The sequence below is a fragment of the Bacillus ndiopicus genome, from assembly GCF_000612805.1.
In the GTDB taxonomy this organism is placed as follows: Bacteria; Bacillota; Bacilli; order Bacillales_A; family Planococcaceae; genus Metasolibacillus; species Metasolibacillus ndiopicus.
The window spans coordinates 632,424-656,291 of record NZ_HG964404.1 but is presented as its reverse complement, the minus strand read 5'-3'; the positions used below and the strand labels follow the sequence as shown (position 1 = coordinate 656,291).

The window sequence follows — 23,868 nt, the reverse complement described above, 5'->3', positions numbered from 1 at the left end:
ATATTTGTAAGAGAAATGTGAAAACACATGTATATGGTATTATTCCATGCACATGTGTTTTTTGTTTTGATTTAAAGGCACAAATTGGGGAAGAAATCGGCTTTGATGAAATGGAAGGGGTGTATGAACTCAATCCAGTGGGCTTGGTAGAAAAAATTCCTCATGATGTGATTTGAGCAGACTATTTCAATGACACATAGGAAACATTTGGCTATGATAAAAATGGGTTATTAGTGGAAACGGAAAATCTCCACATGCTCGTCAAGCTAGAGCGAGACCTGTTAAGACAAGTCAATAAAGAATGGCAAAATGCGAGCAGCTATGATGAACTTGGCAATCTAGCACAGATGACGAGTAGGCATTGATGTAGAACGGAAATCAATAAGGCATATGACACAGCTCGCAGCCATTCAAATTAGTGGACAACTAGGAGGGTGTAGAAATCAGATTGTATTATCATCGATTCCGATAGGTTAGACTCTCACAAAGTTTTTGACGTATCTAATAGGATTGATTCTCAAACAGGTAAGCGTTTTAGAGATCCAGCATATAGATATGCAAAGAAAGATGCTGAGGTTCTCATACAAGGTGAAATACCTAAAAATGCCAAGACTATTCATAAAAAGGGAGGGTGTCGTTAAATTATGAAAATAGATTATCAAAGTGAAATCGACAAAATTAGAGATTCTTTAAAGAACTACTACAGTAAACAATTCAAAAATGAAGAGGAAGATTACATTGAAAATAAAAAGACTAAAGAACAAATAAAAAAATTAATAATTCAAGTTTATAATGATAGTACTCTGTCAGAGGCAAACAGAGAGCATATAATAAAAGTAGGGTTAGAACTTCTGGCAAAAAATACTGGTTGTGCAGAAGACGGAGAGATTGCTGAAGATATTCTTGAAAGTCTTTTTTATGATATGAAAATACTAAGTAAGGAAAATATCGGTAATTTTTACGAGCAATATTCATGCAAAAGATGGGAGTAAGGACTGGAGCATACTCAAACAAGTAGACGTCAGTTTAGAAAAGTAAAAACGAAGTCCATGTACAAATAGATAATGGACTCGCCTTGACTTTTCATAACATGGCGAGTCTTTCCTATAAAACAGCATGACAAATAGTAGGTTAGAAGAATTAGAAGGGATTGGTATTGAATTACAAGAAAAGGCAATAGAACTTTTTCGGAATGATTTATTCCACTATAATCTTGTGCAAAAAAATATAGGAGTTGAAAATATGTCAGTTGAAATTATTTTTAAAGATGTTGAAAATGAAGCCATTGTACCACGAATTGGCGGATATAGCTTCTTGCCTCAAAATATTGATTGGCCATTAAATCCAAACGGAGATAAATTAACACTTGTATTATCTTTACCAACGAATTTTCTTAATAATACTCTAAATTTAAACTTACCAAAAGAACATATCCTATCTGTTTTTACAACGTATAAAAGAGATGATTACTTTTTAGATTTAATTACTTTCCATGGAGATAAGGAAGAGCTAGAAAGCATTAAACAAGGATTTACAAGAGTTTTATTACACGGAGTAGGGGAAGTTCGAAATGAATCAGATTTCCTCATTCCAGCACAAAAGTTCGTTTTGGGAGATGAATTGAATTTGAGTATAGAGGAATTGGATGAAGATTTTGATGATATAGAATTTTATTGTGGTTCGTTAATTGGCAACCAACCCTCGCTGTTACAAATGGAAAACTTAGGTTTAGATGATTATCAATTTTGTCTACAAATTTATGGTGGTGATTTTCCAAAAGAGTTTCAAGATATTTTTAGCCTAAGTGACTCGATTGGATATTTATTTTTAAATAAAAATGATAATCAAAATGACACAGGTGTTTTTTTTACTCAATGTACATAATAGCCTTTAAAATACCATAAGCTAGGATTCCTTTATGCCCAGAACTGTATACAGATAATGGAGGTATTAAATAACACTATGCCATTTTTGAATGATTTTATAGCAACTATAATTCCTGATATAGGTAGTAAAAAATGGTTACAGATAATAAACAACTCAAAACATTATTGTGTTGAAATAATAAATGGAGAACTAGTGATTTCTAGGTATCGTGAAAAACATAAAATACAATATGAATATCTTGATTTGAAAATAGTAGGCACAGATTATGGAGAATGGGGAGGAGAATTAAAAGTCATTTATAATGATTTAACGGAAGTATTATTAAAAAAATGCAATGTAAAATCAATATTTGAGTATAAGGGGGAGATATATTTTCTAGAGGGATTAGAACATATGTATTTAAATGAAGGCATTTTGTATAAATTAATATACGATGGCATTAGCGTCTCTTTTAAAGAGTGCCTAGAATTAAAGGAGTGTCCAATTGATTTTTATATACTTGATGAAATTTTGTATGTCCTATCAAGCGAGAATTTATTTACAGTATGTAATGAAGGGGGAACATTTAAAAAAAATATTATATTCAATAATTTCCCATTCAGTACCTTTGAACCGAATTCACTTGTCATATATAAAGGAGATTTTATTATAGGTATGAGGGGTGGGCTAGGAAGAATAGGGTATGAAAATATTGCTAATGTACAGTATATGCAATTAAAGAAAAAGTGATTTTCAATTCTATATTTCACAAAAGAATTTTTAGGAATTCGTTAATTACTAAGTGATGATATGTAAGCACAATAATGTAGGAAGCAGTAAAAAACGAGAAAGTACCAAGCTGGTTTAATCTTGAAATATTCAAAAGGTAGTAGACTAGATATTCACGAAAGGTGTGCAATTGTATGGATTGGTATGACAAAATTGAAAATGTAACAAACAAGGAACAGTTTTTAGAATTTGTAAATTTATTATCAGATGATTATAAAAAGAATAGAGATGAATGGGAGAATAAATCTATAGATTTATATCTTCAAGCCATTGAAAGTTGGATGGAAGATATGGAAGAGTTTTATGGGCACTCTGATGCACCTATAAGTATTAATTGGAACTTCTTATCCAAAATGTTGTATGTAGGTAAGATTTATGAATAAGAATTTAATACTAAAAGTATAACAGTTTATAATTTCCATTGTTCTGTTGCATATTGGACAAGATTCAATTATAGGGGGAATAGAATGAATTCAACAGTACTTGAAATTCGTCAAGAATTATTAGACAAATGGAGTGAGGTGGAACAGAATATAGACGGTATGATTACTGCGAAGCTATCTGCGGTTTCTTATTGGAAATATGCTACTGATGAATATTATACGTACCTTCCTTATTATCATGAGATACATAAATTTAAAAAGGGAAGGATTTTGAAAAACATAACGGAAGATGCAAGGTTTAGTAAAAGAACCATCCACTCTTTTGGGTTTAATGAATTAGATCAGCTCATTATTATGCAGCATCCATATGCTGACAATGATATAAAATTAGGCGTTGGGACTCATATATATATTATGAATTCGGATAAAAGCGTGAATTCCTATGTAACGAGATGGTATCCAGAGAATGATCATCCTACAACATTAGTAGCTATTAGTGTCTTTAAACCTTTAGATGAGCATAATTGGGTAGAGGTAAGAATTGGTGGAAAAAGAAATTGGTCCGCAATGAACTATATTTATTATGATTCTAACAGGGTAGACCAAGTAGTTTCTTGTAATTCTCTAGTAGAAACGCCATTGAGCTATAATTTTATTTATGATAATGAAGACAAATTAGAAAAGATTATGATTTGTGAATCTGTGTGGTGGAAAAGAAAAAAATAATTTCAAAGAATTAGATGGAAAATTTTACGCTCGAGTTAATAGGGGGTGGGGTTAAATGACTTGCTTAGGCTGTAATTTAGCAAATAAAGAAATAGCTGTGAATGTAGTGTTTGAAAATGATGAGGTTTGCTGTATTTTAGATCACAATCCATATAATGAAGGACATGTATTGATATTACCTAAAAAGCATTTTCGATATTTAGATGAGCTTGACGAAAATACAGCATGCTCAGTAATGCAAGCAGGGCAGATTATAACAAGAGCTATTAAAAAATTGTTTGATCCAGATGGCATAACTATATGCCAAAATGGTGGCACTTTTGACGAGTTAACGCATTTTCATATGCATGTTGTGCCAAGGTATGAGGGTCAAAATTTCGCAGATTTCTATATGGAAGGCGAAGAAGCTCCTATTGATGAACAAAAATTAGATGAAACACGAAGAAAAATGATTGAAGTGATTAATAAGTTGGTATAAAATCCTAAAAACATGAGAATCCTTCAGTTTCTCAAGCTTTTTTAAAACTATCGGGCGAATTGAAGGAGTTTTCGAGCGAAACGTGCTATGAAACGGGCGAATTCACCTGCTAATCGGGTAATTTGTTACTTTAGAACTATAATTAAAACGGATTAAGGCTAATCCAGCTAGTTTTTCATATAATCCGTTTTCACTGCGTATGATAGTGTTAGAAAGGATAGGGGTGTATGCGCATTGATGACGAGCTGCTAGATAAGCTCGGGGTATATTTTGTTTATCACGAAATTTATAATCAATACGGCATTACATTTGAAAGCTTTGTAGACAGGTGGATACGGGGAATACTAGACGTATGAAAAGCTGTCGGGCAATTTTAGCCCGACAGCTTTTCATAACATTAAAAATTTCTGCAAATCCAGTCGTTCGCTTCAATCCAGTTGTTAACGCGAATAACTTTATTCGGTGTTGCTAGCCTATTATAAGGCGTATCGAATAAAATAACTGGAATATCTAATTCTTCTGCAAGCATCACTGCATTGTCGTGCTTATCTTCGAAAAATGCATCAACAGAGTGATATTTTGCTGTAGACAGCTTATCATGGCTACCGATTAATTCGATATGGTCATACGGAATGGCATGTGTATGGAACCAATTTTTCGTTATATCAAGTACGTTTTCACCACGTGCAGAAATATAAAATAACTCATAGCGATTTTTCCAATCGCTTAAAATTGATTTTGCATTGTCTGCTAGCTCGCTTGCTGCATAGAGCTGTGGCTCATTCGTTGTAAACCAATGTGCAAATTCATCGCGGTCAACGGGATGTGGAAATGCACTTAAAAAGTCATATTCTACGACATCGTCAAGCGTAATATTGACGTTGTATTGTTTATTTATATGCGGTATTAGCGTTGCCGGGCTAGTAACAGTACCGTCAATATCGATGCCGAATCGAGGTTTTTTCGTCATTGCTATCACACCCTATTAAGCTCGAGCTTCTTCAGCAGCTCGCTTTTCTTCCATTTCAGCAGCAAGCTTATCGATTTCTTTTTTCAATTCCTCAACCATTGTTTCCTCAGGTACTTTACGTACAGTTTTGCCTTTCATGAACAATAAACCTTCGCCACGTGCGCCTGCAATGCCGATATCAGCCTCACGCGCTTCACCTGGACCGTTTACCGCACAGCCAAGCACTGCAACCTTTAACGGAACATTTAACTTAGAAATATATTCTTCCACTTCATTCGCAATCGAAATTAAGTCAATTTCAATACGTCCGCATGTTGGACATGAAATAAGTGTTGCCATATTTGAAGCAAGGCCGAATGATTTTAATAGCTCACGCGCAACCTTAATTTCTTCCACAGGGTCAGCGGAAAGAGAAATACGCAATGTATTCCCGATGCCTTTAGATAAAATAGCGCCAAGACCAGCCGCTGATTTTACAGTACCTGCAAACAATGTACCAGACTCAGTAATACCAAGGTGTAATGGGTAATCGAAGGCTTTCGATGCTTTTTCATACGCTTCAATTGCCAAGTTTACGTCAGAAGCCTTCATTGAGACGATAATATCGTGGAAATCTAAGTCTTCTAATATTTTAATATGATGTAGTGCGGATTCAACCATACCATCTGCTGTAGGATAGCCATATTTTTCTAAAATATGGCGCTCTAATGAACCAGCATTTACACCGATACGAATAGGAATATTTTTTGCCTTTGCTGCATTTACGACCGCCTCTACTTTTTCTCGACGACCGATATTACCTGGATTAATACGAACTTTATCAATACCATTTTCAATTGCTTTCAATGCAAGCTTATAGTCGAAATGAATATCTGCAACAAGTGGAATATGGATGCGCTTTTTGATTTCTGCGATGGCATCTGCCGCGCGCTCATCTGGTACAGCGACACGCACAAGTTGACAGCCTGCTTCCTCTAAACGCAAAATTTCTGCTACTGTTGCTTCCACATCATGTGTTTTTGTTGTACACATACTTTGGATGAATAATTCATTGCTACCACCAATTGTTAAATTTCCTACGCGTACAGGGCGTGTATTGGAACGGTGAACGATTTCACTCATGTAAATTCTCTCCTTTTTGGGCTTACAAAAATCAATTGTACAATCATACAATTGCCTCCGAGCTTTTATAATATGACGCAGCACACCGATTTGTTGTTGCGCTCTCAAATTATTGCTCAGAAAAATGCTCTCACTGTCACTATTTTAGCAGTGAAAATAAGCAAGGACAAGAATTAACTACAGCACTTTAGAAACTGAGGGCTTTAAAGACACATATTTTCCTTTTCTTTGCGGATTGGTAATTTGATTAATTCGCCTGGTACAAGTGATTGCTGCTGTAAATGCGGGTTTGCCTTATAAAATTCGGCAAGGCGTTCAGGAAATGGAGCGCTTGTAGGACTTGCAGCAAATAAGCTATAAATCGTATCGCTTTGCTGCACACGAACAACGACATTATGCCACTCATACTCAATTTGCTCCTCACAAATTTCTTCAGCATAAAATGAAGCAAGAGGAAGCGTTCCTTCCTGTAAATCTATTTTGACAACTGTAGCAACAATAAAAAATAGTATTGTAAAAATAATGTAACGCATAACAATCCTCCTAAAAATAGAGTCGCGATACTATTTAATGTCTAATTGGTGTATTCTATTCTTGATAGTAGTTATTTATTAATTTTTGGAGGGAAATATACGATGCAACAATTACAACAGCTCATTCGTGAGGCACAGCCGTTTTATAAAGAAGGGCATGTTGCTACATATATACCAGCGTTAAGTAGTGTTGACCCAAAACTGTTAGCAGTATCATTAATTGACGGCAATGGTACGACATTTCAAGAAGGGGATTATCAACAATTTTTCACATTACAAAGTATTTCAAAGGTCATTAGTTTTATTTTTGTTTGTGAAACATACGGCACCGAGCACGTGCTTCAATATGTTGATGTGGAGCCGACGGGTGATCCTTTCAACTCGATTATTCGTTTGGAAAGTCATCAGCCAGGCAAACCTTTTAACCCAATGATTAACGCAGGAGCTATTACGATTTCATCAATGCTTCCTGGTGATCAAGTGGATGAAAAAGTTAGCAATTTGCAGAACTTTATTGAAAAAATTACTGGCGAACAATGTGAAATTAGTGAGGAAGTATTTACTTCTGAATGGGAAACGGCTTATCGTAATAGAGCGATTGCCTATTATTTAAAAGCAAATGGCTATTTGCAGGGTGATGTAGAAATCGCTTTAGAAGCATATTTAAAGCAGTGCGCTTTATTAATTAATGTCAAGCAACTCGCAACAATTGCCTTAGTCATTGCAAACGATGGCTACCATCCATTATTAAAGCAGCAAATATTCGATGCTAAAATAGCGAAAATAGCTAAAGCGCTTATGCTTACTTGCGGTATGTATAATGCATCTGGGAAATTTGCCGCATTTGTTGGCTTACCAGCGAAAAGCGGTGTTTCAGGTGGCATTTTATGTGTGGCAAGGGATGTACAAATTGAACAATTACAAGGCACGATAGGCATCGGAATTTTTGGCCCGGCCATTGATGCCGTTGGAAATAGTGTAGCTGGTATGAAGTTTTTAGAGGCATTATCACAGCGCTATAATTTAAGTATTTTTTAAAAACGAGTTAGGAAGTAGGTAAATAAATGATTCCGCTAGTGTATGATCAAATTAATAGCTGGGGCAAAGACGATGAGTTTTTTTTAGAATTATTGAAGAAAATCAATGCTAAAAAAATTGCTGATTTAGGTTGCGGAACAGGGAGATTGACAACTCATTTTGCAAAAGCAGGCTATCATATTACAGCTATTGATCCAAACGAAGAAGCGATTGAATATGCGAGAAGTAAAGAGGTTTCAGGAGAAGTGACTTGGACTGTTGGGGATAGCACAAATTTAGAAACAAATGCGTATGAAGCTGTTATTATGACAGCGAATGTTGCACAGGTGTTTCTTACAGAGGAAAGTTGGCATAAAGTTATTTCAGATGCACATAGAGCATTAAAATCTGGGGGACACTTTATTTTTGATACCCGTAATCCATTAGCAAAAGCGTGGGAGCAGTGGAAAAAAGATCTAACACCTGATTTTGCAACGGATCAGGTGAGTGGTGAGCCACTTGAAATTTGGACAGACTATGAGGGCTTCATAGAAGATGTTTTTACGTTTTATGAAACTGTGAAAAATGCACGTACAAATGAAATACTTGTTCATGAAAAAATGCAATTAAAATTTCGCTCACAAGAAGTAATTCATGAATCATTACAACAAGTAGGTTTTTCACAAATTCAAGCTTATGGAGATTGGAAGTTTAAGCAAGCCACTGCAGAAACAAAATCTTTTATTTTTCACAGTGTAAAGTAAATTGGTTTTTTTCTATCAAATGAATTCATTTCGAGCTTAAAACGATTTCTTTTTTATTTGCTCTAAAATGATACTTTTTACGCCTTCACAAGAAATCACCAAGGGATATCAGGGAAATAAAAATTTTCCTGATATCCCTTTCTAGGTTATGCTTGCGGCATTTTAGGGTATTTTGTTAAAGCTATTAACAGCATAGTCATTGTGACAACGATAAATAGTAAAATGGAAACAGTTGACGGAATAGCAAAGAAGCTTAAAATAATAGATAAAATCACTTCCCATGTAATAGCGAAGGCAGTGGTGCGCCATACTTGTCGATATTCCCCGCGCCGCTTCAATGGCTTCAAGAATAGATGCCCAGCATAAGCATAAATGCTAATTTTAGCAAATAAAATAAGTGTGTTCATGACGAATAAAAAGACGATAGAAATAATGTATACAAGCCATTTCAAATCGCTGGCAAATTCCTCTATTTCCTTATAAGCAAAAATTTGATTTACTTCCGTATTGAAAAACTTCCCCAGTGAAAAAACAGTCATCGCCGTAATAAGCAAAAATACGTATTGAATCACTTTTCCAATGGGCATAATTCTATATGCAGCAAGCTTTTTAGGTTGATACAAACTATCAAGAAAAAGCTGTGAATGTTTTAATTTCATATGTATTCTCTCCTCCAACAGTCAGTGTATCACGAAAAGCATGTTCCGAAAAATAGAAAGTGCCACTTTGAAACTTTTGATGATTATGAACGTACGTAATAATTAAGAAAAGGAGTGGAATTTATGGATATTGTCGCATGGGTATTAATTATTGCGTGTTTTGTTATTAGTTTCGTTGGGCTAGTTTATCCAATTATTCCGTCTGTATTATTTATTGCAGCGGGCTTTATCGTCTACGGCTTATTTTACACATTTGCCTTGCCTTGGTGGTTCTGGGTAATTGAAGTATTATTCGTTGTTCTATTGTTTGTTGTTGATACACTGGCTAATCTGGTTGGCGTTAAAAAATTTGGAGGCTCAAAGGCAGGTATGTGGGGAAGCACAATTGGGCTACTTGTTGGACCGTTTGTAATTCCGTTTGCAGGTATATTAATTGGTCCGTTTTTAGGGGCGGTCATTGGAGAATTACTTGTTGAAAAAACGACATTTAAGCAAGCTGTTCGTACAGGAGTAGGCTCAGTTGTAGGGTTTTTAACATCCGTAGCTGCAAAGGGCGTAGTTCAAGCGATTATGATTATTATTTTTGTTCTTGCTATTTAATGTGGGGAAATTACTTCTGCGGTTACTTGTCGTAGAAATAATTATTACCTGTTAGGGTGGAACAAATTTCCGTCAAAAGACCGAAATATTTGTTCTGGAGTTTTTTTCATTGAAGGTCTGTACCAATTTTGATAACCTAATACATGAAGAATGATTTTTTCAACTTTGAGGAGGAATTTATAATGGCTTACGAATTACCGAAATTATCTTACGCTTATGATGCATTAGAACCACATATCGATGCACGCACAATGGAAATCCACCATTCAAAACACCACCAAACTTACATTACAAATGTAAACGCTGCACTAGAAGGCACTGAATTTGCTGGTAAAGATGTAAATGAGTTAATCGCAAACTTAGACGCACTTCCAGCTGACAAACAAACGGCTGTACGCAACAACGGTGGTGGACATGCTAACCACACATTATTCTGGGAAGTAATCGCTCCAGGCGGTTCAAATACACCAGTTGGTGAAGTAGCAGCTGCAATCGATGCAAAATTCGGTTCTTTTGACGCATTCAAAGAAGAATTCGCAAAAGCAGCTACAACTCGCTTTGGCTCAGGCTGGGCTTGGTTAATCGTTGATGGAGACGGCGTTGCTGTAACATCTACTCCAAACCAAGATTCACCTGTAATGGAAGGCAAAACTCCTGTTTTAGGCTTAGACGTTTGGGAGCATGCTTACTACTTAAACTACCAAAACCGTCGTCCAGACTACATCGGTGCATTCTGGAACGTTGTAAACTGGGATGTAGTAGAAGCTAAATTCCAAGCTGCAAAATAATAGCATTTTCAAAAGGGCTACAAGAAAAACAGATTTTTATCTGCATTTTCTTGTAGCCCTTTGCATTTAGAGGAGAACTGCAAAAAAGTCATAGAAAAGCGCAGATAACTCGGAGAAAGCGCAGATAAATCATGGAAAATCGCAGATAACTCGGAGAAAGCGCAGATAAATCATGGAAAACCGCAGATAACTCGGGGAAAGCGCAGATAAGTCATAGAAAAGCGCAGATAACTTGAAAAAACCGCAGATAAACACATAAATTACATACCTCGAAGAAACCTATTAAATAACCATGACAAGCGTGCCTGAGATTTCATTTTGAGACACGCCCGCCCAAAAATCTCTATTTTTATCGAATGTTTATTCTATCTAATTTTATTTTCCAAGCACTGCAATCCATCATATCGCCCAGAGATTGTAGGTAAATCTTATTTATTTTTCATCACTTCTGCGATTGCGTGTGAGTTGGTATCTGGTTCTTCTTGTAGCCTTTTGATAATTTCTTCGTAATCATGTGCATGGCGATTTTGGCTTAATTTATAGGCTGCTTGGATTTCTCCAATTTTAATTTGAATGCCGACAATACCCTTAAGCTCTTGTTCCAATAATTCAGGGGACAATGTATCCCATAGTACGGGACGCTCACGGTGCCCTTCGTATTTTTCAAGTAAGCTTGTTAAATCTTGCTGCAATGCCTCGCCATCAAAAGTTGTAGCATGTCCATAAATATGAACCGCCTGATAATTCCATGTTGGTACATTTTCTTTTTCGTACCACGATGATGAAATATAAGCATGTGGGCCTTGGAACATAACAAGTATCTCGTCATTATTTTGCAGTGTGCGCCAAATTGGATTGCCATAAGCAACATGGCCAGTTAAATAATCACCATCATCCTTTGATATAAGCTGTAAAGGTATGTGTACGGCAATTGGTCTATTTTTGTGTGTCGACACAACTGTTGCAAAGGCATTTTGCTGAATAAATTGCTTAATTTCCTGTATATCCGTTACTTTAAAATATTTTGGAATGTACATTGTATCCCTCCTTAACTTCATTGTAAGTGTTTACAATCGCCCTCACAACATGTAGATTAGTACTAACTTAGTGTGCCGGAAGGGAGTGGTTTCATGTCGGATGATAAATTAGCTCTTTATATTCATTCAAAGACAGCGCAACAAAAGCTTTATAAGCGAACATTAATCGTCATTTTATGCTCGCAAATTTTTGGGGGTGCAGGATTAGCAGCAGGTATTACAGTAGGTGCATTACTTGCCAAGGATATGCTAGGAACAGATAGCGTTACAGGCTTACCAGCGGCGCTATTTACATTGGGCTCGGCATTTGCAGCTTATATAGTGGGGCGAGTTTCGCAAAAATATGGAAGGCGTTACGGTTTAGCCTCTGGTTTTTTTGTAGGGAGTATTGGTGCGCTAGGCGTCATAATAGCTGGAGCAACACATAATATTGCGCTATTGTTTATTGCACTCTTCCTTTATGGTGCAGGTACAGCGACAAATTTACAAGCGCGCTATGCTGGAACAGATTTAGCGACTGACAAGCAGCGTGCAACTGCGACAAGCATTGCACTTGTTGCTACGACATTCGGTGCAGTAGCAGGGCCAAACTTAGCGACAACGATGGGCAAAGTGGCTGAAGCCTTTACATTACCTACGTTAGTAGGACCATTTATTTTAGCGGCAGTTGCCTATGCTTTAGCTGGTACAGTACTATTCGTTTTTTTACGACCAGATCCATTGCTTGTAGCGAAGGCAATTGCTATGCAAAATACGACAAACGGAACAGTAAAATTAGAAGCGACGATAGATAAACAGCAATTAATGCGAATTGGGATTATAGTAGGAGCGATTGTCTTAGTATTAACACAAATAATTATGACATCCATTATGACGATGACGCCAGTACATATGCAAGGTCATGGTAGTCATTTAAATGCGGTTGGTATTGTTATAGGCTTACACGTAGCGGCTATGTATTTACCTTCTTTAGGTACAGGTATATTAGTAGATAAAGTAGGAAGGGTTTTTGTGGCGCTAGCTGCTAGTGTTACATTAGCTATAGCTGGAATATGTGCTGCTTTTGCGCCAGGGGATTCATTATTTTGGCTAGTGGTTGCACTTATGCTACTAGGTCTTGGCTGGAATTTTGGATTAATTAGTGGTACAGCTATTATTATAGACTCAACAACAATACATAATCGCGCGAAGGTACAAGGCTCTGTCGATGTTGCGGTAGCTTTAGGTGGATCATTTGGTAGTGTTGTTTCAGGTGTTGTCGTTGCCTTTTCAAGCTATGCAACACTTGGCTTTATTGGGATGTCCTTTGCACTTCTAGTAATACCAATCGTACTTTGGGGATATAAAGCAAATAAAGCATTGTAAAAGCTGTATAAAAATATAGCACTAAAGTACAAAATACTATAAAGTGAAATTATCTAGTCTGTTAATGCAAGATAAAACTTATCTGAAAAGAGGAATGGAATATGGGGCGATTAATTCATTTTGAAATACACGTTAGCGATATGGAAAGAGCGAAAAAGTTTTATGGTGAGGTGTTTGGCTGGTCGTTTCAGGATTGGAGCGATTATGCGGGGATGCCTTATTTCGGAGCAGTGACTGGTAGTGAGGATGAGCCTGGGATAAACGGAGCATTGATGCAACGTCAAGGAGCTGAACCTGAAGTAAATCAGCCAGTAAATGGCTATGTTTGCACAATGGGTGTGGCAGATTATAATGCGACTGAATCAAAAATTTTAGCAAATGGCGGTAAAGTGGCGAAGGCGAAGCACGCACTGCCAGGTATGGCATGGCAAGGATATTATATAGATACAGAGGGCAATATATTTGGTATACATCAGCCTGATGAAAATGCTAAATAGGTTGTGAATAAAACGCAAGAAGTCAACATCAAGTTGGTTTCTTGCGTTTTTTGCTATGCTATTATATTGCAAACCCTACTATGAAACTGGTGAATCACCACTTTATACTGCGTTCATATGTTAATGCCCAAAGAGCATGCTTGGATGAACTTACCCTTGCAACTTTTTCCTGTTGTTATCGTCACAAAATAGCGGTATTTATCTTTTTTCTAGCGCATACAGATGGTATACTGGATGTTATGGAGTAAAAGGGAAGGAGGCGTTTCATATGCGAAAAGTACAAAAAACAAAGAATAATCAAAATCCCAAAGCAAAGCAGCGAGCGAATCTTACATTTCGGATGAATGTCCTTTTCTTTTCAATTTTCATTTTATTCTCAGCGCTTATTTTCCGCTTAGGCTATTTACAAATTGTCAAAGGGGAAGATTACGTACTTGAAATTGAAAGAACAGAGGAAGTACGTGTAAATACGAGTGTACCGCGTGGGCGAATCTATGATCGATATGGGCGGATTTTAGTAGACAATCAGCCAGAAAATGCGATTACATATACAAAGATGCAAACGACGACCCAAAAAGAAATGCTGTCTATTGCAATTGAGTTAGCTAAATTAATTGAACAGCCAACAAACCGTGTGACATATCGCGATAAACTTGATTTTTGGATTTTATTAAAAAATGAAGAAGCGCTGGCGAAAGTAACAGAGAAAGAAAGAGCAGCTTATCGTGCTTCCGACGAGACGCTTGATGAAAAGCAGGTTAATGCTGAAATGGATCGTCGTATCCGTGAGCGTATAACAGATGAAGAATTAGCGCAGCTGACAGATTTTGATTTAGAAGTATTAGCAATTTATAGAGAAATGGTATCAGGCTACAGTTTATCACCACAAATTATTAAAAGTGAAGGCGTAACGGACGATGAATTTGCCCGTGTTTCAGAGCGTTTAGCTGATTTACCAGGTGTTAATACAACGACGGATTGGAAGCGCGTCAGACTATCACCGCTTGCGCTTTTAGGTCGTACAACTGTACCGAGCAAAGGGATACCAAAAAATAAACTTAATTTTTATTTAGCTCGTGATTATTCACGTAATGATCGCGTTGGTGAAAGTTATTTCGAAGCGCAATATGAAGAAATATTGCAAGGTGAAAAATCAGTTGTTAAAAATATTACGAATAAAAAAGGGCAAGTCGTTGAAATGCAGACGACATATCCAGGTGAACCAGGTAAAGATTTAGTTACAACACTTGATATGGAGCTACAAGCTGAGGGGGAGCGCGTTGTTGAAAAGAAATTGCTAGAATTAAAAGCGATGGGTGCTTCAAGCCTATTAGATCGTGCATTTCTTGTCATAATGGACCCAAATACAGGTGAGCTTTTATCCGTTGTTGGTAAAAAAATCGAAAAAGATCCTGAAACAGGAGAAAGCTATATTATTGATTATTCATATGGTGCATTTACAACTGCGTATGAGGCAGGCTCTAGTGTGAAAGGGGCCACTGTCTTAACTGGTTACTCAGAAAATGTTATTTCTTTAAATACAACAATGATAGATGAACCAATTAAGCTAGCAGGTACAGATCCGAAAAGCTCTATTTTTAACCGAACAGGGCGTATTTCAATGAATGAGCTAATGGCATTAGAACGCTCGTCGAACTCTTATATGTTTAAAATTGCAATGGCTATTGGTGGAAGAAGCTATTCGTATAACATGGGATTCGGCATAAAAGAAGATACACTACAAAGAATGCGCAATGGTTACTCGCAATTTGGCTTAGGTGTACCAACTGGCATTGATTTACCAGGAGAATTTGCAGGTTATCAAGGTGTAATGGATACACCAGGTAAAATTTTGGACTTAGCAATTGGACAATTTGATACGTACACACCATTACAGCTAGCACAATATATTTCAACGATAGCAAATGGCGGTTACCGTGTACAGCCTCGTATGCTAAAGGAAATTCGTAAGCCTTCTTCTGATGGTGAAACTTTAGGTGCACTTGTGCAAGAGGTTGAGCCGAAAATTTTAAATCGCATCTCAAATACAGATGCTGAAATTGAGCAAGTAAAGAAAGGTATGCGCCAAGTTTACGTTGGCTCCTATGGTACGGCTCGTTGGCAATTCCAAGATGCACCATACACTGCTGCTGGGAAGACGGGAACAGCGGAGGTAGTTTATTACGGACCGTTGCGTGAGAAATTCGGAACAAATACAACTACATTAACACATGTTGGCTTTGCTCCGTTTGAAAATCCACAGATTGCCTATGCAGTAGTTATTCCATGGGTGACGACAGATTTTAGTTTGCCTTTAGCACAAAACAATGAAATTGCCCGTGAAATGGTTGATTACTACTTCGAATTGCAAAAAAAGTATGAAGAAAAAGGAATGAAAGAAAACTTAACAACACAGAAAATTCTTCCGCCGTTTTCTGAGGAGCGCCTTGATGAAGATGAGGAGCATACAACGGCAACTGAATAATACTGTGACAAAAGAGTAACTGTTAGCTGTCTGGAAAGTAGTGCACTATTTTCTGGACAGCTTCTTTATAAATAAGCAGGAAAGGAATTTACTATGAGAAAAACTTTATATCATATCATTGTATTTTTAGGGGCTATTAGCAATGCATTTATGATGAATCGATTAAATGTATCACCTATTCTATTAATTGGGACAACAGTATTATACGTTGTCATACTTGAGGGGCTATTTTTATTTTTAGAGCCACGCTTAGCTATCGCTACACGCAAACGTAATTTAACAACATATCCATTTTTAAAAGAATTAATCGAGGCAAAAAAGGCGACGGTTACATTAACAACTGGCGAAATTATTTATAATGCTTCATTTAATGGCTATAGTAGCCCAAAAGACGCTTCCAAAATTAAGCTGGATATTACGCAGCCTAAAACAAAAAAGCAAACATCAAAGGTAGAAACGCGTGATATATTACTAATACATATTAAAGGTGTAAAAAAAGTATTATAGGGGGAATTTCATATTGAAGAGAAAACTTCTATATAGTAGTGTCATTGTCATCTTACTACTGATTATCGCCTATTTTGCAGTAGGGAACTATTTTTATAATTATGCATTAAGTGCACAGGACGAAAAGGAATTTATGGATGATAATCCGAACTTAGAAGATAGTCCTTTTATTGATGCAGATGCTGAGGCTGAGTCAATTCGACTAGATGATGCTTTTAAAGCTAGTGTTCAATCTGACAAATGGATGATTGAATCAAATGATAAGCTGCGTTTAAAATTGCAAGCAAATGCATATACGCAGTCTGATAATCATAAATGGGCCATCATATTACATGGCTATACGAGCCAATCAGCCAATATGACAAGATGGATTCGCAATTTTTACGAGCAAGATTATAATGTGTTAGCGCCAGATTTACGCGGACATGGTGAAAGTGAAGGGAAATATATTGGAATGGGCTGGCATGATCGATTGGACGTTCTGCAATGGATTGATGAAATAATCGCAAAGGACCCTGAGGCTGAAATTGTTGTGTTCGGTGTTTCAATGGGAGGCGCAACAGCGATGATGACATCAGGTGAAAGTTTACCTAGCAATGTTAAAGTAATCGTTGAGGATTGCGGCTACAGCTCTGTTAGTGGTGTTTTTATTTATCAGCTAGATGATTTATTTGGCTTGCCGGAATTTCCTGTATTATATGCAGCGAATACGGTGGCAAAAATACGAGCTGGCTACAGTATTTATGAAGCTTCAGCAGTAGAACAGGTTAAGAAAAGCACAACGCCAACGCTATTTATTCACGGGGATGCAGATACATTTGTACCATTCGAAATGCTGCAAGAAGTATATGATGCTGCACCTGTGGAAAAAGAAATGTTAGTTATTGAAAATGCTGCTCATGGTGATGCTGTAAAGGTAGCACCAGATATATACTGGCAAACAGTTTGGGGATTTATTGGGAAATATGTTCAATAACCCTAGTTTTTTTCAAACAATTTTGTAAATTTAATATGAAACGCTGTTAGCTAACTAAAAGGCTCCACTATCCAAATTGTCTAGGATAGTGAAGCCTTTTTCATTTACAAAACATCTACACTACTTTACACATGCTTAACATTCTATTTAAATTGACTCAACAAATAGCCTTTATAGTAATGATTGTAACAACAACAACTACTGACTAAGAAAGTTATTGGAGGACTAAACAAATGAGTAAATGGAAGTACGTAAGCAAGGCAGCAGTATTAAGTGCAGCATTATTATTAGCAGCTTGTGGTGGTGGAGAAGGAGAAAACGCAAAAGAATCTACACCAAACACAAACCAGACGGACAAGGCAGAAACTGGTGAAGCACAATTAACTGGAGCTGTTGTAGGTGACGGTTCATCAACAGTTGCACCAATTACTGAGGCACTTGTAGAGGAGTACGCTGCAGTACAAGGAAAAGTTCAAGTATCTGTAGGGGTTTCTGGTACTGGTGGAGGTTTTGAAAAATTCATTAATGGTGAGACAGACTTTTCAAACGCTTCACGTCCAATTAAAGATACAGAAGTAGAGAAATTAGCAGCAGCAGGTATTGAATATACAGAGCTTGCTTTAGCATATGACGGTTTATCTGTTGTTATTCACCCAGAAAACACTTGGGCAAAAGACTTAACAGTAGATCAATTAAAAAAATTATGGGTTGAAGATGGCACAACAAAAAAATGGTCTGATATTGACCCATCTTGGCCAGATGAAGAAGTAGTATTCTACGCACCAGGTACAGATTCAGGTACTTATGATTACTTTGATGAAGTTATTTTAGATGGTGAAGATTTAGTAAAATCTGCTACATTATCTGAAGATGACAACGTATTAGTACAAGGTGTAGTAGCTGATAAAAATGCAATTGCATTCTTCGGTTATGCATACTACTTAGCAAATGAAGGTAAATTACAAGCGGCAGCGATTAATGGCGTAGAGCCAAATAGCGAAACAATTGAATCTGGTGAATATGCACCATTATCACGTCCACTATATGTTTACGTGAAAAACGAAGCAATGAAAAATAACGAAGCAGCTTACGATTTCCTACGCTACACATTAGAAAATGCTGGTGATATGGCTGAAGCAACAGGCTATGTACGTTTACCAGCAGAAGAATATACAAAAGGTTTAGCTGCATTAGAAGCATTAAAATAAGAATGCACTAACTGCAAAATTTAGGTGCAATCATTTAGAATGTGTGCGTAAAGCACACATTCTTTCCTTAAACGGAAAGGAGTTTATCGACAAATGACCGGAAAAGCAAGTGAGCAATCAGTACAACAGATGATTGCGAAATCCCGTGAAAGAAAGGGTAAGAAAATAGTAGAAAAAGCAATGCCAAAGTTACTTTTGGTAGCAGCAACATTATCAGTACTAACAACTTTTGGAATTGTTTTCACACTTATTTTTGAAACGTTTGAGTTTTTTCAGAGAGTATCAATAACAGATTATTTATTCGGTACAGAATGGTTACCATTCTCAGGTAAAGAGCCTTTATATGGTGTATTACCGCTCATTTTTGGAACGTTAAAAGTTACTGGCATCGCTGTATTAGTAGCAGTACCATTTGGACTTGGTGCGGCAATTTATTTAAGTGAATACGCATCTGATAGAACGCGCCGTATTGTCAAGCCAATTTTAGAAGTACTTGCCGGTGTTCCAACAATTGTATATGGATTCTTTGCATTAACATTTGTTACACCGATTTTACAGCAATTGATACCGTCGCTGAAAATATTCAATGCGCTTAGCCCAGGGATTGTTGTAGGTATTATGGTCTTGCCGATGATTGCATCGCTGTCAGAGGATGCGATGAGCTCTGTGCCAAATTCTATCCGTGAAGGAGCACTTGGACTTGGTGCGACAAAATTTGAAGTCGCAATTAAAGTTGTATTACCTGCTGCGTTATCAGGTATTATTGCATCGGTTGTTTTGGCGATATCACGTGCAATCGGCGAAACGATGATTGTTTCTCTAGCGGGTGGATCAACACCGAAATTTGATTTTGCTGTAACGGATTCTATTCAAACGATGACAGCCTATATCGTACAAGTATCAACAGGTGATGCTGGATATGGCTCAACAATTTATTATTCTATTTATGCAGTCGGTTTCACATTATTTATTTTCACACTTATTATGAACTTACTAGCACAATATATTTCAAAACGTTTCAGAGAGGAGTATTAAAATGAAATATTTAAATGATACTGCTGTTATGAAACGTATGAATATACGTCTGAAAATGAATAAAATATGGAAAGCCATTTTTATTCTAGCAACAGCTTTCGCCTTAGTTACATTATTAATTTTATTAGTACGTATTTTTTCGCAAGGCTTAAGTCATTTAAACCTCGGTTTCCTAACGAATTTCGCCTCACGTATGCCTGAAAAAGCAGGGATTAAGGCTGCCTTAATCGGTTCATTATGGTTGATGGCTGTTGTAGCGCCAGTTTCGATTATTTTAGGTGTAAGTACAGCCATTTATTTAGAGGAATATGCGAAAAAAAATCGCTTTAATGATTTTATTCGTATTAATATTTCTAACTTAGCAGGTGTACCTTCAATCGTTTTTGGTTTGCTAGGGCTAACAATTTTCGTTCGTTTATTAGATTTAGGGAAAAGTATTTTAGCAGCAGGCTTTACAATGAGTTTATTAATTTTACCGATTATAATTGTTTCTGCACAGGAAGCAATTCGTGCTGTACCACAGGAGCAACGCGAAGCTTCATACGGTATGGGGGCTACTAAATGGCAAACGATTGTGAAAGTTGTTTTACCAGCAGCAATTCCGGGGATTTTAACAGGGAGTATTTTAGCCTTGTCACGTGCAATTGGTGAAACTGCTCCATTAGTAGTTATTGGTATTCCAGTTATTCTACAATTCTTGCCTGAGAATTTATTAAGTACATTTACAGCGTTGCCAATGCAAATTTTTGATTGGGCAAAACGTCCACAAGAAGCATTCCAGTATGTTGCAGCAGCAGGAATTATCGTGTTAATGGCATTGCTAGTATTTATGAATTCCATCGCCATTTATATTCGTAATAAATTCCAAAAACGTTATTAACGGAGGGAAATAATGATACAAGTTCAAGAGCAAGCGCAAAAGATACAAAGCAACGAAACTGTACAAGCTGCGCAAGCAAATAGTAAAAATACAGTATTTGAAACAAAAAATTTCGATTTATGGTATGGTCAGCACCATGCGTTAAAAAATATTAACCTTGATATAAAAGAGAATGAAGTAACGGCGATTATCGGACCTTCTGGCTGTGGTAAATCGACATATGTGAAAACATTGAATCGTATGATTGAGCTTGTGCCAATCGTGAAAACTTCTGGTGAAATCAATTATCGTGGTCGCAATATTTTTGGCTCGGGTTATGAAGTAGAGGAATTACGTACGCAAGTTGGTATGGTGTTCCAAAAGCCAAACCCATTCCCGAAATCAATCTATGATAATATCGCCTACGGACCACGTGTTCATGGTATTAAAAATAAAAAAATACTAGACGAGATTGTGGAAAAATCATTGCGTGGCGCCGCGATTTGGGATGATGTAAAGGATCGCCTTCACCAAAATGCCTATGGTTTATCTGGTGGTCAGCAGCAACGTATTTGTATCGCTCGTTGTTTAGCTGTTGAGCCTGATGTAATTTTAATGGATGAGCCAACATCAGCACTTGACCCAATTTCTACGTTAAAAGTAGAGGAGCTTGTACAAGAGTTAAAAGCACAATATTCTATCATCATCGTGACACATAATATGCAGCAAGCAGCACGTATTTCTGATAAAACAGCATTTTTCCTAAATGGTGAAGTGATTGAATTTGATCAAACGGATAAAATTTTCTCAACACCAGCAGATGGACGCACAGAAGATTATATTTCTGGTCGTTTCGGATAAGGGGGAGCTTACATTATGATGGCAGTACGTGAACGTTTTGAGCATGATATGAAAACAGTACAAGAGGATCTATTAGATTTATGTAATAGAAGTATTGTAGCTTTAGAAGTTTCATTTAAAGCATTTGTTAATAAAGATATTGATACTGCATTGTCAGTGATCGATAACGACATTCATATTAATCGTTTAGAGGAAATGATTAATGACCGTGTTATTTTATTAATTGCTAAGCAGCAGCCTGTTGCAACAGATTTACGTCGCCTAATGACAATTGTTAAAGCGGCAAGCGATATGGAGCGCGTAGGTGACTATGCAGTGAATATCGCAAAAGATACAATTCGCATTGGCAAAGACGACTTCATTACAAACATTGAAATACTACAAGAAATGTCTGCGAAAACAGTTTCAATGTTACGCCAAATTGTTGATGCATTCATTCATGAAAATGCCTCACAGGCAAAGGAAATAGCTGAGTTAGATGATCAAATTGATGGCTTGTACGGTCAAGCAATCACGAACTTTATGCAATTATCAAGCAAGCAGCCTGAAAACATTTCACAAATTATGTATTTATCCTTTATCAGCCGCTATTTAGAGCGCTCAGCAGACCATGCAACAAATATTGCAGAGCATTTATTCTATTTAGTTAAAGGCCAGCATTATGAATTGAATAATTAAAAAAGCGGGGACAGTTTCCCCGCTTTTTTGTGCATCTAAAGTCCCCATTCGCCCAACCAATTGCACTATTTTTGTTGGTAAACAGTTTTTCCATGTACGACGGTTTCTACCACTTGTAAATGGGGGATTTGCTCAACATCTAGTGTGAATATATCACCATCTAGTATTGTAAAGTCGGCCTCAAAGCCTGCTGCGATTTGTCCGCGAATATGTGCTTTATCAATGACTTTAGCTGGTGCTGTCGTGTAAAGACCAACAGCCTCATAGCGTGAGATGCACTCAGCCGCGTTTAAAACCTGCATTCCATCCATTCTTTTGCGTGTAATAGCAGCATAAATGCCATACAGTGGATTTGGATGCTCAATTGGTGCATCAGAGCCTCCCGCACATACGATACCACGCGTTAACAAGGATTTAATTGGATGTGCATAATCTAAGCGTTCTTTGCCTAATCGCGCCTCTAAAATACCCATATCTGACTGAATAAATTGCGGCTGTACATCCACAATAATCGGTAGTTTTGCTAGTTTTTCAAGCAACTCAGCAGTAATTAAACTGCAATGGATAATGCGGTCCTTTTGCCCCTTTAATGGCGGATACTGCTCAAGTAACCGGGCGATAGTAGCGATTGCTGCATCACCGATAACATGAACAGCAATTGTTGCCTTCGCAGCACGCGCTTTGCGAACTAGCTGTTCCAACTCTTCATGAGAATGAATAAATAAGCCGCTATTGCTAGGGTCATCCGCATATGGAGCAGAAAGTGCTGCTGTACGACCACCAAATGCGCCATCGATAAAAATTTTCATCGCACCAAGCTCCAGCCAAGTAGATGGGGCAAAATCGATTTGCTGAACCTCATCCCACGCTTGATGATGCTGCAATAAATGTGCCTTGAAATTTTTATTTTTAATAATATACTCATAGCTTTGCAATGGTACAGAAGGGTGTCCATAATAACTTAAATCCTCTGAATGTCCACCGACAATGCCAAAAGAATGCAACGAGGCAACGGATTTTTGTAGTGCATCATCGACATAGCCCTGCGTAGTTGTTGGCATATGGTTAATGACTAAATATAAAGCGCTATCTTTTAAAATACCTGTTAGCTGCCTATCCTTGTGTTCAATCACTCCACCTGCTGGGCTTACAGTTGTTTCATCAATTTTTGCATAGGCAAGCGCAAGATGATTGACCATGATTAAATGGTGGCAGCTACGTTTAATGACAACATGGCAGTTTAACGCATCTAATTCTTCAATAGTAGGAAAGGTTAGTAGTTCACTTGCCCCTTCGTTATAGCCAATCGCAACAAGCCAATCATCCTCTTTCAATGCAGTAGCTCGCTGTTGCAGTGCGGCCATCAATTCATCTTTAGATACTATATTACTTGCATCTAAATTTTTTAGCTTTTCCCCATAGCCGATAATATGTAAATGACTATCGACAAAGCCTGGATATAAAACATTTCCTTTAAGGTCGATAAAGTGCTGTGCTTGCCCATGTAAATCGGCAAATGCACCAGTAGCTATAATCATTCCATCACGCTCTAAAATCGCTTCTACAACATGTCCTTCCTGCTGCATCGTATAAATCGTTCCGCCATACCATAAATTCATAGCCATCCCCCACTCTCATATTCTAAAAAAATAATAACAAAAATGA

Annotated in this window: 27 protein-coding genes; 21 read left to right on the top strand and 6 right to left on the bottom strand. The window is 37.1% G+C overall.

Annotation, left to right across the window (positions count from 1 at the left end; all coding sequences use genetic code 11):
* The first annotated feature begins 17 nt into the window (after positions 1-17).
* From TY13_RS20660 to TY13_RS08110, 7 genes are all read left to right on the top strand, one after another.
* Positions 18-176, top strand: coding sequence for a hypothetical protein (locus TY13_RS20660; protein ID WP_154661567.1), 159 nt, complete (start codon positions 18-20; stop codon positions 174-176).
* Between the two features lie 468 nt (positions 177-644).
* A complete protein-coding gene (locus TY13_RS08135) occupies positions 645-992 on the top strand; it encodes a hypothetical protein (RefSeq protein WP_042474015.1) in 348 nt (115 codons plus the stop codon).
* 250 nt (positions 993-1,242) lie between these two features.
* Positions 1,243-1,884, top strand: a complete 642-nt coding sequence (locus TY13_RS08130) for a DUF1963 domain-containing protein (protein WP_042474302.1) — start codon at positions 1,243-1,245, stop codon at positions 1,882-1,884.
* Between the two features lie 78 nt (positions 1,885-1,962).
* Positions 1,963-2,616 carry a hypothetical protein gene (locus tag TY13_RS08125; protein ID WP_042474013.1) on the top strand — a complete coding sequence of 218 codons (654 nt, stop codon included), beginning with the start codon at positions 1,963-1,965 and terminating at the stop codon, positions 2,614-2,616.
* A gap of 173 nt (positions 2,617-2,789) precedes the next feature.
* Positions 2,790-3,038 (top strand): DUF7660 family protein, encoded by a 249-nt coding sequence (locus TY13_RS08120; RefSeq protein WP_042474010.1) that lies wholly within the window; start codon positions 2,790-2,792, stop codon positions 3,036-3,038.
* Positions 3,039-3,122: 84 nt separating this feature from the next.
* Positions 3,123-3,764 (top strand): hypothetical protein, encoded by a 642-nt coding sequence (locus TY13_RS08115; protein ID WP_042474007.1) that lies wholly within the window; start codon positions 3,123-3,125, stop codon positions 3,762-3,764.
* A 55-nt stretch (positions 3,765-3,819) separates the two neighbouring features.
* Positions 3,820-4,242 carry an HIT family protein gene (locus TY13_RS08110; protein WP_042474004.1) on the top strand — a complete coding sequence of 141 codons (423 nt, stop codon included), beginning with the start codon at positions 3,820-3,822 and terminating at the stop codon, positions 4,240-4,242.
* Positions 4,243-4,639: 397 nt separating this feature from the next.
* On the opposite strand, the gene TY13_RS08105 is transcribed toward TY13_RS08110, so the two are convergent.
* The 3 genes from TY13_RS08105 to TY13_RS08095 all read right to left on the bottom strand — a co-directional run bounded on the left by TY13_RS08105 (position 4,640) and on the right by TY13_RS08095 (position 6,867).
* Positions 4,640-5,212, bottom strand: coding sequence for a 5' nucleotidase, NT5C type (locus TY13_RS08105; protein WP_042474001.1), 573 nt, complete (start codon positions 5,210-5,212; stop codon positions 4,640-4,642).
* Between the two features lie 15 nt (positions 5,213-5,227).
* Complete coding sequence (ispG, locus tag TY13_RS08100; protein WP_195891682.1) at positions 5,228-6,340, bottom strand: flavodoxin-dependent (E)-4-hydroxy-3-methylbut-2-enyl-diphosphate synthase; 1,113 nt, start codon at positions 6,338-6,340, stop codon at positions 5,228-5,230.
* A gap of 197 nt (positions 6,341-6,537) precedes the next feature.
* On the bottom strand, positions 6,538-6,867 hold the full coding sequence (locus TY13_RS08095) for a hypothetical protein (RefSeq protein ID WP_042473991.1): 330 nt from the start codon (positions 6,865-6,867) through the stop codon (positions 6,538-6,540).
* A 102-nt stretch (positions 6,868-6,969) separates the two neighbouring features.
* Between TY13_RS08095 and glsA the strand changes: the two genes are divergently transcribed.
* Both glsA and TY13_RS08085 read left to right on the top strand, forming a co-directional pair.
* On the top strand, positions 6,970-7,905 hold the full coding sequence (gene glsA / locus TY13_RS08090) for a glutaminase A (RefSeq protein WP_042473987.1): 936 nt from the start codon (positions 6,970-6,972) through the stop codon (positions 7,903-7,905).
* 26 nt (positions 7,906-7,931) lie between these two features.
* A complete protein-coding gene (locus tag TY13_RS08085; protein WP_042473984.1) occupies positions 7,932-8,648 on the top strand; it encodes a class I SAM-dependent methyltransferase in 717 nt (238 codons plus the stop codon).
* Positions 8,649-8,794: 146 nt separating this feature from the next.
* Here the strand turns inward: TY13_RS08085 and TY13_RS08080 are convergent, their stop codons facing one another.
* On the bottom strand, positions 8,795-9,307 hold the full coding sequence (locus TY13_RS08080; protein ID WP_042473981.1) for a DUF1189 family protein: 513 nt from the start codon (positions 9,305-9,307) through the stop codon (positions 8,795-8,797).
* A gap of 123 nt (positions 9,308-9,430) precedes the next feature.
* On the opposite strand from TY13_RS08080, the gene TY13_RS08075 reads away from it, so the two are divergent.
* Complete coding sequence (locus TY13_RS08075) at positions 9,431-9,907, top strand: DUF456 domain-containing protein (RefSeq protein ID WP_042473978.1); 477 nt, start codon at positions 9,431-9,433, stop codon at positions 9,905-9,907.
* A 182-nt stretch (positions 9,908-10,089) separates the two neighbouring features.
* Positions 10,090-10,695 (top strand): superoxide dismutase, encoded by a 606-nt coding sequence (locus TY13_RS08070; protein WP_042473976.1) that lies wholly within the window; start codon positions 10,090-10,092, stop codon positions 10,693-10,695.
* A 428-nt stretch (positions 10,696-11,123) separates the two neighbouring features.
* Here TY13_RS08070 and TY13_RS08065 read toward each other — a convergent pair whose 3' ends face one another.
* Complete coding sequence (locus TY13_RS08065) at positions 11,124-11,732, bottom strand: FMN-binding negative transcriptional regulator (RefSeq protein ID WP_042473974.1); 609 nt, start codon at positions 11,730-11,732, stop codon at positions 11,124-11,126.
* A 93-nt stretch (positions 11,733-11,825) separates the two neighbouring features.
* Here TY13_RS08065 and TY13_RS08060 point away from each other — a divergent pair, with 93 nt between their 5' ends.
* The 10 genes from TY13_RS08060 (at position 11,826) to phoU (ending at position 22,203) form a co-directional block, all read left to right on the top strand.
* Positions 11,826-13,097, top strand: a complete 1,272-nt coding sequence (locus TY13_RS08060; protein ID WP_042473972.1) for an MFS transporter — start codon at positions 11,826-11,828, stop codon at positions 13,095-13,097.
* 101 nt (positions 13,098-13,198) lie between these two features.
* A complete protein-coding gene (locus TY13_RS08055) occupies positions 13,199-13,594 on the top strand; it encodes a VOC family protein (protein WP_042473970.1) in 396 nt (131 codons plus the stop codon).
* 268 nt (positions 13,595-13,862) lie between these two features.
* The gene (locus TY13_RS08050; RefSeq protein WP_042473968.1) at positions 13,863-16,079 is read left to right on the top strand and encodes a peptidoglycan D,D-transpeptidase FtsI family protein; all 2,217 of its coding nucleotides are present in this window, start codon (positions 13,863-13,865) and stop codon (positions 16,077-16,079) included.
* A gap of 93 nt (positions 16,080-16,172) precedes the next feature.
* Complete coding sequence (locus TY13_RS08045; RefSeq protein WP_042473967.1) at positions 16,173-16,586, top strand: hypothetical protein; 414 nt, start codon at positions 16,173-16,175, stop codon at positions 16,584-16,586.
* Positions 16,587-16,599: 13 nt separating this feature from the next.
* Entirely contained in the window at positions 16,600-17,562 is a 963-nt protein-coding gene (locus tag TY13_RS08040) for an alpha/beta hydrolase (RefSeq protein ID WP_042473965.1), read from the top strand.
* A gap of 233 nt (positions 17,563-17,795) precedes the next feature.
* On the top strand, positions 17,796-18,770 hold the full coding sequence (locus TY13_RS08035) for a PstS family phosphate ABC transporter substrate-binding protein (RefSeq protein ID WP_042473962.1): 975 nt from the start codon (positions 17,796-17,798) through the stop codon (positions 18,768-18,770).
* Between the two features lie 93 nt (positions 18,771-18,863).
* Positions 18,864-19,805 (top strand): phosphate ABC transporter permease subunit PstC, encoded by a 942-nt coding sequence (gene pstC / locus TY13_RS08030; RefSeq protein WP_042473959.1) that lies wholly within the window; start codon positions 18,864-18,866, stop codon positions 19,803-19,805.
* A gap of 1 nt (position 19,806) precedes the next feature.
* Entirely contained in the window at positions 19,807-20,685 is an 879-nt protein-coding gene (pstA, locus tag TY13_RS08025; protein WP_042473956.1) for a phosphate ABC transporter permease PstA, read from the top strand.
* 12 nt (positions 20,686-20,697) lie between these two features.
* A complete protein-coding gene (gene pstB / locus TY13_RS08020; protein WP_042473954.1) occupies positions 20,698-21,525 on the top strand; it encodes a phosphate ABC transporter ATP-binding protein PstB in 828 nt (275 codons plus the stop codon).
* A gap of 18 nt (positions 21,526-21,543) precedes the next feature.
* A complete protein-coding gene (gene phoU / locus TY13_RS08015; RefSeq protein WP_042474300.1) occupies positions 21,544-22,203 on the top strand; it encodes a phosphate signaling complex protein PhoU in 660 nt (219 codons plus the stop codon).
* Positions 22,204-22,268: 65 nt separating this feature from the next.
* Here phoU and TY13_RS08010 read toward each other — a convergent pair whose 3' ends face one another.
* The gene (locus tag TY13_RS08010) at positions 22,269-23,822 is read right to left on the bottom strand and encodes an amidohydrolase (RefSeq protein ID WP_042473951.1); all 1,554 of its coding nucleotides are present in this window, start codon (positions 23,820-23,822) and stop codon (positions 22,269-22,271) included.
* Positions 23,823-23,868: the final 46 nt, after the last annotated feature.